The 14,945-nt window shown below is 69.9% G+C and carries 13 protein-coding genes; 6 read left to right on the top strand and 7 right to left on the bottom strand.

The window, feature by feature from the left end:
- Positions 1-27 precede the first annotated feature (27 nt).
- Positions 28-1,197, top strand: coding sequence for a pyridoxal phosphate-dependent aminotransferase (locus ACFQ79_RS32490; protein WP_383590103.1), 1,170 nt, complete (start codon positions 28-30; stop codon positions 1,195-1,197).
- A 77-nt stretch (positions 1,198-1,274) separates the two neighbouring features.
- Here ACFQ79_RS32490 and ACFQ79_RS32485 read toward each other — a convergent pair whose 3' ends face one another.
- Together ACFQ79_RS32485 and clpB are read right to left on the bottom strand one after the other, a co-directional pair.
- Positions 1,275-1,811 carry a YbjN domain-containing protein gene (locus tag ACFQ79_RS32485; RefSeq protein ID WP_383590101.1) on the bottom strand — a complete coding sequence of 179 codons (537 nt, stop codon included), beginning with the start codon at positions 1,809-1,811 and terminating at the stop codon, positions 1,275-1,277.
- 289 nt (positions 1,812-2,100) lie between these two features.
- Complete coding sequence (gene clpB / locus ACFQ79_RS32480; protein WP_383590099.1) at positions 2,101-4,695, bottom strand: ATP-dependent chaperone ClpB; 2,595 nt, start codon at positions 4,693-4,695, stop codon at positions 2,101-2,103.
- A 122-nt stretch (positions 4,696-4,817) separates the two neighbouring features.
- Here clpB and ACFQ79_RS32475 point away from each other — a divergent pair, with 122 nt between their 5' ends.
- Positions 4,818-5,222, top strand: a complete 405-nt coding sequence (locus ACFQ79_RS32475; RefSeq protein ID WP_030323601.1) for a pyridoxamine 5'-phosphate oxidase family protein — start codon at positions 4,818-4,820, stop codon at positions 5,220-5,222.
- A gap of 161 nt (positions 5,223-5,383) precedes the next feature.
- Here ACFQ79_RS32475 and ACFQ79_RS32470 read toward each other — a convergent pair whose 3' ends face one another.
- Positions 5,384-5,704, bottom strand: a complete 321-nt coding sequence (locus ACFQ79_RS32470; protein ID WP_030323603.1) for a hypothetical protein — start codon at positions 5,702-5,704, stop codon at positions 5,384-5,386.
- Between the two features lie 367 nt (positions 5,705-6,071).
- Here ACFQ79_RS32470 and ACFQ79_RS32465 point away from each other — a divergent pair, with 367 nt between their 5' ends.
- Both ACFQ79_RS32465 and ACFQ79_RS32460 read left to right on the top strand, forming a co-directional pair.
- Positions 6,072-7,076, top strand: a complete 1,005-nt coding sequence (locus tag ACFQ79_RS32465) for a helix-turn-helix transcriptional regulator (RefSeq protein ID WP_383590097.1) — start codon at positions 6,072-6,074, stop codon at positions 7,074-7,076.
- A gap of 44 nt (positions 7,077-7,120) precedes the next feature.
- Positions 7,121-7,594 (top strand): hypothetical protein, encoded by a 474-nt coding sequence (locus ACFQ79_RS32460; RefSeq protein WP_383590096.1) that lies wholly within the window; start codon positions 7,121-7,123, stop codon positions 7,592-7,594.
- A gap of 57 nt (positions 7,595-7,651) precedes the next feature.
- Here ACFQ79_RS32460 and ACFQ79_RS32455 read toward each other — a convergent pair whose 3' ends face one another.
- The 4 genes from ACFQ79_RS32455 to dnaK are packed head-to-tail and all read right to left on the bottom strand — an operon-like array spanning position 7,652 to position 11,842.
- Entirely contained in the window at positions 7,652-8,098 is a 447-nt protein-coding gene (locus ACFQ79_RS32455; protein ID WP_266893630.1) for a heat shock protein transcriptional repressor HspR, read from the bottom strand.
- A gap of 4 nt (positions 8,099-8,102) precedes the next feature.
- Complete coding sequence (gene dnaJ, locus ACFQ79_RS32450) at positions 8,103-9,284, bottom strand: molecular chaperone DnaJ (protein ID WP_266966905.1); 1,182 nt, start codon at positions 9,282-9,284, stop codon at positions 8,103-8,105.
- 57 nt (positions 9,285-9,341) lie between these two features.
- A complete protein-coding gene (gene grpE, locus ACFQ79_RS32445) occupies positions 9,342-9,995 on the bottom strand; it encodes a nucleotide exchange factor GrpE (RefSeq protein WP_329280400.1) in 654 nt (217 codons plus the stop codon).
- On the bottom strand, positions 9,995-11,842 hold the full coding sequence (gene dnaK, locus ACFQ79_RS32440; RefSeq protein WP_055602963.1) for a molecular chaperone DnaK: 1,848 nt from the start codon (positions 11,840-11,842) through the stop codon (positions 9,995-9,997). Before dnaK ends, grpE begins: the two co-directional genes overlap by 1 nt.
- 211 nt (positions 11,843-12,053) lie before the next feature.
- On the opposite strand from dnaK, the gene ACFQ79_RS32435 reads away from it, so the two are divergent.
- Together ACFQ79_RS32435 and ACFQ79_RS32430 are read left to right on the top strand one after the other, a co-directional pair.
- Positions 12,054-12,533, top strand: a complete 480-nt coding sequence (locus ACFQ79_RS32435) for a sugar transferase (RefSeq protein ID WP_383590093.1) — start codon at positions 12,054-12,056, stop codon at positions 12,531-12,533.
- 107 nt (positions 12,534-12,640) lie between these two features.
- Positions 12,641-14,902, top strand: a complete 2,262-nt coding sequence (locus tag ACFQ79_RS32430) for a (Fe-S)-binding protein (RefSeq protein ID WP_073908274.1) — start codon at positions 12,641-12,643, stop codon at positions 14,900-14,902.
- Positions 14,903-14,945 lie beyond the last annotated feature (43 nt).

Raw genomic sequence — 14,945 nt, 5'->3', positions numbered from 1 at the left:
CCAGAGCTTCGCCGCAGGATGGCCGTCATGACACGACCGCCGCTCAACCGCCGCCTCGCCGAGTTCGGGACGACGATCTTCGCCGAGATGTCCGCGCTCGCCGCCAGGACCGGGGCCATCAACCTCGGTCAGGGCTTCCCCGACACCGACGGCCCCGAGGAGATCCGGGAGGCGGCGGTCCGCGCGCTGCGGGACGGCCGCGGCAACCAGTACCCGCCCGGCCCCGGCGTCCCCGAGCTGCGCGCGGCCATCGCCGACCACCAGCGGGACCGGTACGGCCTCGACTACGACCCCGACACGGAGGTGCTCGTCACCGCGGGCGCCACCGAGGCGATCGCCGCGGCTCTGCTCGCCCTCGTCGAGCCGGGCGACGAGGTCATCGCCCTGGAGCCGTACTACGACTCGTACGCCGCCTGTGTCGCGATGGCCGGAGGAACCCGGGTCCCCGTCACCCTCCGGCCCCACGACGGGTCCTACGTCCTCAACCTCGACGAACTGCGGGCCGCCGTCACCGACCGCACCCGGCTGATCCTCCTCAACACCCCGCACAACCCCACCGGCACCGTCCTCACCCGGGCGGAGCTGACCGCCGTCGCCGAGCTCGCCGTCGAGCGGGACCTGCTCGTCGTCACCGACGAGGTGTACGAGCACCTGGTCTTCGACGGCGCCGAGCACCTGCCGATCGCGAGCCTGCCGGGGATGCGGGAGCGCACGGTCACCATCGGCTCGGCCGGCAAGACGTTCTCGTTCACCGGCTGGAAGGTCGGCTGGATCACCGCGAGCCCGGAGCTGACCTCCGCGGTCCGCTCGGCGAAGCAGTTCCTCACCTATGTGTCCTCCGGCCCGTTCCAGTACGCGATCGCCGAGGCCCTGCGCCTTCCGGCCGCGTACTTCGACACCCTCCGCGCGGAGCTCTCCGCCAAGCGGGACCTGCTGAGCGAGGGCCTCGCGCAGGCGGGCTTCGCGGTCTACAAGCCCGCCGGCACCTACTTCGTCACCACCGACATCCGCCCCCTCGGCGCCGAGGACGGCTTCGCCTTCTGCCGCTCGCTGCCCGAGCGCGCCGGGGTCGTCGCCATCCCGAACGCCGTCTTCTACGACCACCGCGAGGCCGGCGCGCCCTTCGTCCGCTTCGCCTTCTGCAAGAAGACCGAGGTCCTGGAGGAGGCCGTCTCCCGGCTCAAGCGCCTGGCCTGACGTCCGGCGCACCACCCCGGACGACGGGAGCCCGGCCCCTCGGAAGGGGCCGGGCTCTCGTCGTGGTGCGGGGAGGCTCAGGCCTCTTCGTCGCCGGCGGCCTTGTCCTCGGGGGACTCCAGGCCGAACTGCTCGACGACCCACTTGTCGAACTCGATGGAGGCGCGGACCCAGCTGACCGTGGAGGACACGAAGTGCTCCAGGGCGACGCCGGTGCCGATCAGCATCTGGGCCTCACCGATGAGGCGGAGGGTGGCGGAGCCGTCCTCGTCCTCGTGCAGGTGGGTGTAGACCTTCGGCCACAGGGTGCGGCGGTTCCAGTCGTCGATCGCGTCGAGGATCTTGGCGCGGTCGTCGGCCGAGTGCGGGCGGTCGTAGAACGTCCGCACCGAGAAGACCTGCTGCTCGTCCTCGCCGCGGAACATGAAGTACGTGCGGAATTCCTCCCACGGCGCGGCGAGGTCACCCTCGTCGTCGATGACGTACTTCAGCTCCATCTGCTCGAGGAGCTGCTTGACGAGGTCCTGGTCGGGGACGACGGGGCCCGCCGGTCCTGCGGCCTGAGGCTGGGGCTGGCCCCCGAAATTCGGAATCGAGGACGGGTCGATGCTCACCGTGTATTTCCCTTCGTACGGATGTCGCCATCCTCCCCCATGCCGGGCGGTCTGTGGCAAGCCCTGCCTCCCGCGATCCGCTGCGGGCTGACAAGATCTGGTGCGCCCGGGGGAATCACCGCCGCGAAATGCGTGAACTGGAGAAACGAGGGGCCGTACGCCTCCGAGTGGGTCACGTACGAGGACGGGGTCACCGCCCTCGTACGGGCCGCGAAGCCCTTCACCGGCCCCGGCCCGCCCCGGGGCCGGGGCGGGCCGGGGCGGGCCGTCCAGGGCCGCTCAGGGCCGTTCAGCGCCCCGCCGGCCCCACGATCAGGCCGTCCTCGAACCGGTCCACGCGGACCGTGTCGCCGTCCTGGACCTCGCCCGCGAGGATCTCCTTGGCGAGCCGGTCGCCGATCGCCGTCTGGATGAGGCGGCGCAGCGGCCGGGCGCCGTACGCCGGGTCGTTGCCCTCCTCGGCGAGCCACTCCAGGGCCTCCGGGGTGACGTCCAGGGTGAGCCGCCGCTCGGCGAGCCGCTTGGCGAGCCGGTCGATCTGGAGCCGCGCGATCCGGCCCAGCTCGGCCCGGTCCAGGGCGGAGAAGACCACCAGGTCGTCGAGCCGGTTGAGGAACTCCGGCTTGAAACTGGCCCTGACGACATCCAGGACCTGCTGCTTCTTCACGTCCGCGGGGGTCAGCGGATCGACCAGGTACTGGCTGCCCAGGTTCGACGTGAGGATCAGGATGGTGTTGCGGAAGTCCACCGTCCGCCCCTGCCCGTCGGTCAGCCGTCCGTCGTCCAGGACCTGGAGCAGGACGTCGAAGACCTCCGGGTGCGCCTTCTCCACCTCGTCGAGCAGGACCACGCTGTACGGGCGACGGCGGACCGCCTCCGTGAGCTGGCCGCCCTCCTCGTACCCGACGTAGCCGGGAGGCGCGCCGACCAGCCGGGCGACGCTGTGCTTCTCGCCGTACTCCGACATGTCGATGCGGATCATGGCCCGCTCGTCGTCGAAGAGGAAGTCCGCGAGCGCCTTCGCCAGCTCCGTCTTGCCGACGCCCGTGGGGCCGAGGAAGAGGAAGGAGCCGGTGGGGCGGTCGGGGTCGGCGATGCCCGCGCGGGTGCGGCGCACGGCGTCGGAGACGGCCTGGACGGCCTCGGACTGGCCGATCAGCCGCCGGCCGAGCTCGTCCTCCATGCGCAGCAGCTTCTGCGTCTCGCCCTCCAGGAGGCGGCCGGCGGGGATGCCGGTCCAGGCGCCGACGACGTCCGCGATGTCGTCGGGGCCGACCTCCTCCTTGACCATGGTGTCCTTCGAGGATTCCTGCTGGGCCTCGGCCTCGCTGGCCTCCTCCAGCTCCCGCTCCAGGGCCGGGATCTCCCCGTAGAGCAGCTTGGACGCGGTGTCGAAGTCGCCGTCGCGCTGGGCGCGCTCGGCGCGGCCGCGGGTCTCGTCGAGGCTCTCCTTCAGCTCGCCGACCCGGTTGAGGGACTGCTTCTCCTTCTCCCAGCGGGCGGTCAGGCCGCGCAGCTCCTCCTCGCGGTCGGCGAGGTCGCGCCGCAGCTTCTCCAGGCGCTGCCTGCTCGCCGGGTCCGTCTCGTTCTTGAGGGCCAGCTCCTCCATGCGGAGCCGGTCCACGGAGCGCTGGAGCTCGTCGATCTCGACGGGCGAGGAGTCGATCTCCATCCGGAGCCGCGAGGCGGCCTCGTCGACGAGGTCGATGGCCTTGTCGGGGAGGAAGCGGGAGGTGATGTACCGGTCGGAGAGGGTCGCGGCGGCCACCAGGGCGGAGTCGTTGATCTGCACCTTGTGGTGGGCCTCGTACCGGCCCTTGAGTCCGCGGAGGATCGCGATGGTGTCCTCGACCGTGGGCTCGGCGACCAGGACCTGCTGGAAGCGGCGCTCCAGGGCGGGGTCCTTCTCGATCCGCTCGCGGTACTCGTCGAGGGTCGTCGCGCCGACCATGCGGAGCTCGCCGCGGGCCAGCATGGGCTTGAGCATGTTGCCCGCGTCCATGGAGGAGTCGCCGCCCGCGCCCGCGCCGACGACCGTGTGCAGCTCGTCGATGAAGGTGATGATCTGGCCGTCGCTCGCCTTGATCTCGGAGAGCACGGTCTTCAGCCGCTCCTCGAACTCGCCGCGGTACTTGGCGCCGGCGACCATCGCGCCGAGGTCGAGCGAGACCAGCCGCTTGTTCTTCAGCGACTCGGGTACGTCGCCCTTCACGATCCGCTGGGCGAGGCCCTCGACGACGGCGGTCTTGCCGACGCCGGGCTCACCGATGAGGACCGGGTTGTTCTTGGTGCGGCGGGACAGCACCTGCACGACGCGGCGGATCTCGTGGTCGCGGCCGATGACCGGGTCCAGCTTGCCCTCGCGCGCCGCGGCGGTGAAGTCCGTGCCGAACTTCTCCAGCGCCTTGTACTGCCCCTCCGGGTCGGGTGTGGTCACCCGGCGTCCTCCCCTGCTCTTCTCGAACGCGTCGAGCAGCTTCGAAGCGCTCGCGCCCTGCGCGTCGAGGATCTCACCGGCCCGGCCGCCCTTGGCCGCGATCGCGATGAGGAGGTGCTCGGTGGACAGGTAGTCGTCGCCGAGCTCCTTGGCCTGCCGGTCGGCGTCGGCGATGACCGCGAGGAACTCGCGGCTGGGCTGCGGGGGCGCGACCGTGGACCCGGTGACGCTCGGCAGGGCGGCGAGCAGCCGCTCCGCGCCGGCGCGCACGACCGCCTGGTCGGCTTCGACGGCGGCGAGCAGGTCGGTGATGTTCTCGTTGTCCTGACCGGTGAGCAGCGCGAGCAGAAGGTGCGCGGGGGTCAGGTCGGCGTGTCCCTCGGACACGGCGCGGCTGCTGGCCGCGTTGATCGCGTCCCGGCTCCGGTTGGTCAGTTCGGCGTCCACGTGCGGTGCTCCTCCTGGGTTGCTTCGGGTCCTCTCCCTTTATGACTCATCCAGGGTACACAAAGTTGAGTCGATTGCGCTCAAGGTGTCGGAGGGAGCTCTGCCCCGGGTAGTTTCCGTGCATGGCGACCGACCCGAGGAACCCCTCCGACTCGTACCTCAGCTTCTGGCGCGAGTACCACATGTGCACCCTGACCACCCCGCGCCCGGACGGCACTCCGCACGTCGTGGCGGTGGGCGTCACCTACGACCCCGAGGGCGGCTACGCCCGGGTCATCACCAACAAGCACAGCCGGAAGGTCGCCAACGTCCTGGCGGCGGGCGCGGACGGCGCACGGGTCGCGGTCTGCCAGGTCGACAAGGGCCGCTGGGCCACCCTGGAGGGCGTCGCGCACATCCGTACGGAGGCGGAGGTCGTCGCGGACGCGGTGGGGCGCTACGCGGAGCGCTACGGGCGCACGCCGGCCGAGAACCCGGACCGGGTGGTCATCGAGATCGCCCTGACGCGGGCGATGGGACGCGCCTGAGAGAAACGGGCCCGCACGGGGACGTCCGGGCCCGTACGGCGACGCCCCGGCCCCGTGAAGGGGCGTCCGGGCAGCACAGCGGCGCCATCGCGTTTCAGGTCCGCGATGGCGCCGCTGTGTGGGGGAAGTGCCGGAGCGATCTACAACGACGGGGGAATCGCTCAGGCACTGCGGGGGGTGGCGGTGATGGTCTCGGGCTCGATCAGCTGGTGGTCCCGCTGGTCGAGGTTGACGAAGATCATGCCGTACCGGATGGCACAGCGGATGGGCTGTGGGGCGCCGCGGGGACGGCGGAGGCAGCGGTAGGCGCGGACGTCCTCGTCCTGCTCCCGTGCCACCACGATCGGCTCTCCGAAGAGGGTGATCTTCAACGCGTCGCCACGGTGGGGGATTGCCGTGGCGAGGTCGACGAAGTGCCACCCGGACCGGTAGGCCGAAGCCATCTCCCGGCGGAACCTGGGGTCGTCCGGCGGCACGGTCACGCCCCCGCACCCCTGGAAGCGATCTCCCACGACGGCTCGTAGGGAGCGGCCCGTACGACGTCCCGGGGCGAGCTCTCCCACGAGGGTTCGCCGGGTCCCGCCACCACGTCGTGTGCCGGGTTGCTCTCCCACGAGGGCTCGTCCGGCCCTGCCACGGAATGCGCCGGGGTGCTCTCCCACGAGGGCTCGCCGACGGCGAGTGCGCCGAGAGCAGCCGCCGCAACGGCTATGGCGCTAAGTGCACGAACCATCCTGGTCATGGCCGATCTCCACCTCTTTTGATCACTACCTCCCCCCCGCGAGTAAGACGATGGCTCACTCCCGACCCTTTCCACCAGCCAACCCGGGCATCATGTTCCTGTAATTCATGACCCTGAGGGGGGTGCAAATGAGGCGAGAATGCGACGAGTCCGGTCATAAGCACAGTCACGGTGAACTATGCGACGTGGGCAAGGAGCTCTATGCGAGTGCGCTCCGCACCGGCCGCATAGCCCGCACGGACGCCGAAGCCGCCCCCTGCCTGAGGGAACTGTCCCTCCTGCACCCGGACCCGGACGACAGCCAGTGCCTGCGTCCCGTTCCGCCGTCGATCGCACTCAACCAGCTCGTGCACCCCATCGAGCAGGAGATACAGGTCCGACGACAGCACGCGATAGCCCTCGCGGACGCTTTCGAGCCGTTCATGGCGATCCACACCCAGGATCCGTCCGGCGCCCAGGCCATCACGGTCCTCGAAGGCCTCAGCGTCATCAACGCCGCCCTCGACCGCGCCATCAACGAGTGCACCGAGGAACTCCTCACCATCCAGCCCGGCAGCGGCCGCCGCCCCGAGACCCTCGAAGCCGCCCTGCGGCGCATGGAGCCGCTGCTCGACCGCGGTGTCCGGATGCGCACGCTCTACCAGCACACGGCCCGGCACCATCCCGCCACGCTGGCCTACGTCGAACGCGTCGCGCCGTACGGGCTCGAACTGCGCACCCTCGAAGAGATCGTCGACCGGCTGATCATCGTCGACCGCAAGGTCGCCTTCGTGCCCGCGCGCAGCGACCGCCAGGTCGCCCTCGAACTCCGCCACGAGGGCCTCGTCCAGTACCTCGTCGGCGTCTTCGACCAGTTCTGGCTGCACGGTGTGCCGTGGGAGGACGAGATCCCGTACAGCCCCTCCGTGGACGGCATAGGCGGTGTCCAGCGCTCCATCGCCAAACTCCTCGTCGAGGGCCACGTCGACGAGGCCATCGCCCGCCGCCTCGGCATGAACGTGCGCACCTGCCGCGCCCACATCGCCAAACTCGCCGCCGCCCTCGGCAGCGGCAGCCGGGCCCAGCTGGGCTACCTGATCGCCCAGTCGGGCATCCTCGAGGGAGACAACTGACCACCCAGACACCTGACCAGCGTCGAACGGGACAACTCACCACCGTGTACGTACAGATCGACCTCGACGGGCCCGCCGGAACCCTCCGCGTCTCCGGGCACGACCTGCCCACCGTGGAGCTCGTACGGGCCCCCGGGGCCCGCCCGGACACCCATACGCCGATCGGCACCCGCAAGCCCGCCCTGCTCGCGCTGACGGTGGGCGGGGAACCCGCCGTCATCAGGCCGGCCCGCGCCCGGCTGCTGCGCCGCTCCTACCGGGTGGACGTCCGCGTCGACGGCGTCCGCTACCGGCTCGTCCCCTGCTCGCACGTGGACAGCCGGCTCACCCGGAACGGGAAGGCGCTCGGCACCCTCGAGTCCGCCGGGGACGGCAGGGTCGACTCCGACTGGGACCCGGCCGCCGCCCTCACCCCGCTCGACCACGCCGTCGGCACCGCCCTCGCCGCCGCGTTCGGCACGGGCGCCGCGCCCTGGTGGGAGACGCTCGGCGACATCGTGGCGGAGCTCATCCCGTAACCCGGGAACGGCGAAGCCCCCTCCGCGACGCGCGGAGGGGGCTTCGCCGTATCGGAACTACTCGCCGGTGCGCTTCGGGCGCCAGACCACCAGCGCGCTCGCCTGCTGCACGTCCTGGTACGGCACCAGATCGCGCCGGTACGAGGCGTGCACCTGGGCCTCACGCTGCCGCATCGCCGCCGCCGCGCCGTCGACGGCCGCCGACAGCTCCGCGATCCGGCTCTGCAGCGCCGCGACCTGGTTCTCCAGCTCGATGATGCGCTTGATCCCGGCCAGATTGATGCCCTCGTCCTGCGACAGCTGCTGCACCTGACGGAGCAGCTCGATGTCACGGGCCGAGTAGCGCCGGCCACGGCCCGCCGTACGGTCCGGGGAGACCAGACCGAGACGGTCGTACTGACGGAGGGTCTGCGGGTGCAGACCGGAGAGCTGGGCCGCCACCGAGATGACGTACACCGGCGACTCGTCGGTCAGTTCGTACGGATTGCGTCGGCGCCCGTCCACCGGGTCACGCTCCCTTCGCGGCCTGGAACAGCTCCGCCCGGGGGTCCTCGGAGGCGGTCGCCTCGCGATAGGTCTCCAGAGCGTCACGTGCCTTGTCGTCCAGCTCCTTCGGCACCGCGACCTCGACCGTCACGAGCAGGTCGCCGCGCGTGCCGTCCTTGCGGACCGCGCCCTTGCCCCGGGCGCGCATGGTCCGGCCGTTCGGAGTGCCCGCGGGCAGCTTGAGGGTGACCGCGGGGCCGCCGAGGGTCGGCACCTTGATCTCGCCGCCGAGCGCCGCCTCCGTGAAGGAGACCGGCACGGTGACGGTGAGGTTGTCGTCCTTGCGGCCGAAGACCGGGTGGGTGTCGACGTGCACCACGACGTACAGGTCGCCGTTCTGCCCGCCGCGCTCCCCCGGTGCTCCCTTGCCGCGCAGCCGGATCTTCTGGTTGTCCGAGACACCCGCCGGGATGCGGACCTGCATGGTGCGGGAGGACTTGGCCCGGCCGCTGCCCTTGCAGACCTCGCAGGGGTTCTCGGCGATGAGGCCGCGGCCCTTGCAGTCCACACAGGGGTCGGTGAGCGAGAAGCCGCCGCCGCTGCCGCGCGAGACCTGTCCGGTGCCGACGCAGGTCGGGCACACCCGGGGGGTGCCGTTCTTGTCGCCGGTGCCCGAACACGCCGTGCACGGCTGCTGGCTGGACATCCGCAGCGGTACGGTCGCGCCCTCGATGGCCTCGGTGAAGCTGAGCGTCACCTCGGACTCGATGTCCTGGCCGCGCCGCGGCTGGGTGCGGGTGCCCGCACCGGCGCCGCGGTTGAACAGGCCGCCGAAGACGTCCCCGATGCCGCCACCGCCGCCACCGAAGCCGCCGCCCGCGCCGCCCTGGGTGCCTCCGAAGAGGTCACCCAGGTCGAAGTTGAACGAGCCGCCGCCGGGGCCTCCGGGTGACCGGAAGCCGCCGTTCCCGAAGAGGGCGCGGGCCTCGTCGTACTCCTTGCGCTTCTTGGGGTCGCCGAGGATGTCGTTCGCCTCGGAGATCTCCTTGAAGCGCTCCTCGGCCTTGGCGTCGTTCTTGTTGGCGTCCGGGTGGTTCTCGCGGGCGAGCTTCCGGTACGCCTTCTTGATCTCGGCCTCGGTGGCGTCCTTGGGGACGCCGAGAACCTTGTAGTAGTCCTTCTCGACGAAGTCCTTCGTGCTCATCGACGTCCCTCCTTCCGGACTGCTCCGGGGTCTGTCACCGCTGTGCTGTCGGTCGCGCTACCCCTCTTCGGGGGCACCGCTCTCCTCGTCCGTGGACGACTTCGCGTCGTCCTTGGCCGGTGCCGCGCCCGGCTGGGGCTCGGCGACGGCCACGCGGGCGGGCCGGATGGTCCGCTCGCCGATCCGGTACCCCGGCTGCAGGATCGCCACGCACGTCGTCTCGGTGACGTCCGGCGCGTACGAGTGCATCAGGGCCTCGTGGATCGTCGGGTCGAAGGGCTCGCCCTCCTTGCCGAACTGCTGCAGACCCATCTTGGCGACGACGGTCTCCATCGATTCGGCCACCGACTTGAACCCGCCCACGAGCTCGCCGTGGTCCCGGGCCCGGCCGACGTCGTCGAGCACCGGGAGCAGGTCGCTCAGGAGGCTCGCGACGGCGATCTCCTTGACCGTGACCCGGTCCCGCTCCACGCGGCGGCGGTAGTTCTGGTACTCGGCCTGGAGCCGCTGGAGGTCCGCGGTGCGCTCCTCGAGCGCCTTGCGGGCCTGGTCCAGCTGCGCCAGCAGAGCTACGTCAGTAGCGTCCCCGGCCGGGGCCGCCCCCTCCGCCTTGTCGGCGGAGGCGGCGGCAGCGGCGGTCTCGGGCTCCTCGGGCGTGCCGTCGGCGGGGACTTCGGGCTTCTCCTCGAAGCCCGGGGTCTCCTCCGACATCAGGCAGCGCCGCCCTTCGGCTTGTCCTCGTCCACGATCTCGGCGTCGACGACGTCGTCGTCGGCCTGGGCCTGCTGGCCGGCGCCGGCGTCGCCGCCCGCGGCCTGCGCGCCCTGGGCGTCGGCGTAGAGCGCCTGGCCGAGCTTCTGGGAGACGGCCGCGACCTTCTCGGTGGCGGTGCGGATCTCGGCGGTGTCCTCGCCCTTGAGCTTGTCCTTCAGCTCGACGAGCGCGGCCTCGACCTCGGCCTTGACGTCACCGGGGACCTTGTCCTCGTTGTCCTTGAGGAACTTCTCCGTCTGGTAGACGAGCTGCTCGCCCTGGTTGCGGGACTCGGCGGCCTCGCGGCGACGGTGGTCCTCGTCCGCGTACTGCTCGGCCTCCTGGCGCATCCGGTCGACCTCGTCCTTCGGCAGCGAGGAGCCGCCGGTGACGGTCATCTTCTGCTCCTTGCCCGTGCCGAGGTCCTTCGCGGTCACGTGCATGATGCCGTTGGCGTCGATGTCGAAGGCGACCTCGATCTGCGGGACACCACGCGGGGCCGGCGGCAGACCGGTCAGCTCGAACATGCCGAGCTTCTTGTTGTACGCCGCGATCTCGCGCTCGCCCTGGTAGACCTGGATCTGCACGGACGGCTGGTTGTCCTCGGCCGTCGTGAAGATCTCGGACCGCTTGGTCGGGATCGTGGTGTTGCGCTCGATGAGCTTGGTCATGATGCCGCCCTTGGTCTCGATGCCGAGGGACAGCGGGGTCACGTCGAGGAGCAGGACGTCCTTGACCTCACCCTTGAGGACACCGGCCTGGAGCGCGGCGCCGATGGCGACGACCTCGTCCGGGTTGACGCCCTTGTTGGCGTCCTGACCGCCGGTCAGCTCCTTGACGAGCTCGGCGACGGCCGGCATACGGGTCGAACCACCGACGAGAACGACGTGGTCGATCTCGGAGAGGTTGATGCCCGCGTCCTTGATGACGTTGTGGAACGGCACCTTGCAGCGGTCGAGCAGGTCCGAGGTCAGCTGCTGGAACTGGGCTCGGGTGAGCTTCTCGTCCAGGTGCAGCGGGCCCTCGGCGGAGGCCGTGATGTACGGCAGGTTGATGGAGGTCTCGGTCGAGGACGAGAGCTCGATCTTCGCCTTCTCCGCAGCCTCGCGGAGACGCTGGAGAGCCATCTTGTCCTTGGCCAGGTCCACGCCGTGGCCGTTCTGGAACTGCGTCACCAGGTAGTCGACGACGCGCTGGTCCCAGTCGTCACCACCGAGGTGGTTGTCACCGTTGGTGGCCTTCACCTCGACGACGCCGTCGCCGATCTCCAGGAGGGACACGTCGAAGGTGCCGCCACCGAGGTCGAAGACGAGGATCGTCTGGTCGTCCTTGTCGAGGCCGTACGCGAGAGCGGCCGCGGTCGGCTCGTTGACGATGCGCAGGACGTTGAGGCCCGCGATCTCACCGGCCTCCTTGGTGGCCTGGCGCTCGGAGTCGTTGAAGTACGCCGGCACGGTGATGACCGCGTCGACGACCTTCTCGCCCAGGTAGGCCTCGGCGTCGCGCTTCAGCTTCTGCAGGATGAAGGCGCTCATCTGCTGCGGGTTGAAGTTCTTGCCGTCGATCTCGATCTTCCAGTCGGTGCCCATGTGGCGCTTGACCGACCGGATGGTCCTGTCGACGTTGGTGACGGCCTGACGCTTGGCCACCTCGCCGACGAGCACCTCGCCGTTCTTCGCGAAGGCGACGACGGACGGCGTGGTCCTGGCACCCTCGGCGTTGGTGATGACGGTGGGCTCGCCGCCTTCCAGAACGCTGACGACGGAGTTAGTCGTGCCCAGGTCGATGCCGACCGCACGTGCCATTTCGATTCCTCCAGCTGACGTACTTGAGTGGATCTGACTCAAGGATGCATGACGACGTGGACTGCGTCAACAGACCTGAGCGGAGGAGGCTCAACTCTTCACCGCCCCCGCCGCTCACAGCGCGTGCCGTTCCCCGGTTCGACCAGGTTCACATGAGAGGGTCCGAAGCGTCCGGACATATCCCAGGATTCCCGCCGAAGGGTGCGAGCGCATGACGGCGAAGCGAGCGGTCGACATGACGGCCGGACTCCTTCTACTCCTCGCGCTCTCGCCCCTGATCGCGGGCACCGCGCTGTCCATCGGCCTCGGCGGCAACGGCGCGGTGCTGCGCCGCCGCACGGTGGCGGGCCTTGAGGGCGAGCCCTTCACGATGCTGACCTTCCGCACGAAGAGCCCGCTGGCCGCGCTGCCGCTGCTCGTGCACGTCGTCGGCGGCCGGATGTCGCTGGTCGGGCCGTGCCCCCTGACCCCGGGGCACCGCGAGTGCGCGGGCGAGGGACGCCGCCGGCTCTCCGTACGCCCCGGACTGACCGGCCCGTGGCAGATCAGCGGACGCTCGGACCTGCCGTGGGAGGAGCGCGAGCTGCTCGACCTCCACTATGTGGACCACCACTGGCTGGGGATGGATCTCACGATCCTGGCGCGTACGCTTCCAGCAGTCCGCAGGCGTCGCGCGGCAAGGTTTGCCTGAGCGACACAGATCACCGCGAGCGCCGCTACAGCACGGGGCCCCGAACGGGTAATCTCAGCACGGACTCCATAAGTTACCGCTTAGTAGGCCCGCCCGAGGAGCCCCTCATGCAACTCGCCGCGATCATCGTGTCGATCGCCATCACGGTGGTGGCCGTCGCGCTGTTCGGTCGTGCCACCGTGCAGATCTACCGGTTCGTGCGCCTCGGGCAGCCCGTGCCCGCCGGCACCCGCACCGGCGACCCCACCCAGCGCACCGTGACCCTGGTCAAGGAATTCCTCGGCCACACCCGGATGAACCGCTGGGGCATCGTCGGCTTCGCGCACTGGTTCGTGGCGGTGGGCTTCTTCTCGCTGCTCCTGACGATCGTCAACGCCTTCGGCCAGCTCTTCCAGGCCGACTGGCTCATCCCGATCATCGGCGACTGGCTGCCGTACGAGATCTTCACCGAGTTCCTCGGCCTGATGACGGTCCTCGGCATCGTGACCCTCATCGTGATCCGGCAGCTCAGCAAGCCGACCAAGGCGGGCCGCAAGTCCCGCTTCGCGGGCTCCAAGACCGGCCAGGCGTACTTCGTCGAGGCCGTCATCCTGATCGTCGGCCTCTGCATCATGACGCTCCGGGCCCTCGAAGGCGTCCAGCACCACGTGACGAGCTGGGAGCCGGGCTTCTTCGCCTCGTACCCGCTGATCGCGCTGCTCGACAACCTCGACCTGAGCACGATCCAGCACCTCACCTACTTCGTCGCGGCGCTCAAGATCGTCACGTCCTTCACCTGGATGATCACGGTCTCGCTCAACACGAACATGGGCGTCGCCTGGCACCGCTTCCTCGGCTTCCCGAACATCTGGTTCAAGCGGAACGCCGACGGCTCCACCGCGCTCGGCGCGCTCCAGCCGATGACGACGGCCGGCAAGGAGATCGACTGGGAGGACCCGGCCGAGGACGCCGTCTTCGGCGTCTCCCAGGTCGAGCAGTTCTCCTGGAAGGGCATCCTCGACTTCTCCACCTGCACCGAGTGCGGCCGCTGCCAGTCGCAGTGCCCCGCCTGGAACACCGGCAAGCCCCTCTCCCCCAAGCTCCTCATCATGTCGCTGCGCGACCACGCGCACGCCAAGGCGCCGTACCTGCTCGCCGGCGGCGGCAAGGACATGGAGGGCAACGAGAAGGCCACCGAGGAGCAGCTCAAGGACGTCCCCGCCTCGGCGATCGCCGAGGCCGAGCGCCCCCTCATCGGCACCGCCGAGGAGAACGGCGTCATCGACCCCGACGTCCTGTGGTCCTGCACCACCTGCGGCGCCTGCGTCGAGCAGTGCCCGGTCGACATCGAGCACATCGACCACATCGTCGACATGCGCCGCTACCAGGTGATGATCGAGTCCGCCTTCCCCTCGGAGGCCGGCACGATGCTCAAGAACCTGGAGAAGAAGGGCAACCCCTGGGGCCTGGCGAAGAAGCAGCGCGTCGAGTGGACCAAGGAGGTCGACTTCGAGGTCCCGATCGTGGGCAAGGACGTCGAGGACCTCTCCGAGTTCGACTACCTCTACTGGGTCGGCTGCGCCGGCGCCCTGGAGGACCGGGCCAAGAAGACCACCAAGGCCTTCGCCGAGCTGCTGCACATGGCGGGCGTCAAGTTCGCGATCATGGGCGGCGACGAGAAGTGCACCGGTGACTCCCCCCGCCGCCTGGGCAACGAGCCGCTGTTCCAGCAGCTCGCCCAGGAGAACGTCGCCATGCTGAACATGGCGTTCGGCGAGGACGACGAGGACGAGTCGACGAAGAAGCCGAAGTCGGCGAAGCGGATCGTCTCGACCTGCCCGCACTGCTTCAACACCATCGCCAACGAGTACCCGCAGCTCGGCGGCGAGTACGAGGTCATCCACCACACCCAGCTGCTCCAGCACCTCATCGACGAGGGCAAGCTGGTCCCGGTGACCCCGGTCGACGGCCTCATCACCTACCACGACCCGTGCTACCTGGGCCGTCACAACAAGGTCTACACGCCGCCGCGCGAGATCATGTCCGCCGTCCCCGGCCTGCGCCAGCAGGAGATGCACCGCCACAAGGAGCGCGGCTTCTGCTGCGGCGCCGGTGGTGCCCGGATGTGGATGGAGGAGCGGATCGGCAAGCGCATCAACAACGAGCGCGTCGAGGAGGCCCTGTCCCTCAACCCGGACATCGTCTCCACCGCCTGCCCGTTCTGCCTCGTCATGCTGACCGACTCGGTCAACGGCAAGAAGAACGAGGGCAAGGCCAAGGAGTCCGTCACGGTCGTGGACGTGGCCCAGCTGCTCCTCGAATCGGTGAAGACCCCGGTGGACCCGGAGCCGGAGCCCGCCGAGGAGCCGGAGCCGGAACCGGCGAAGTAGGACCCGGTACGTGAGAGAGGGCCGCCCCGCGAGATCGCGGGGC

It is taken from the genome of Streptomyces sp. NPDC056480 (genome assembly GCF_042795405.1).
GTDB lineage: Bacteria > Actinomycetota > Actinomycetes > Streptomycetales > Streptomycetaceae > Streptomyces.
The sequence above is the reverse complement of the archived record's forward strand: the minus strand, read 5'-3'. Positions and strand labels throughout refer to the sequence as shown.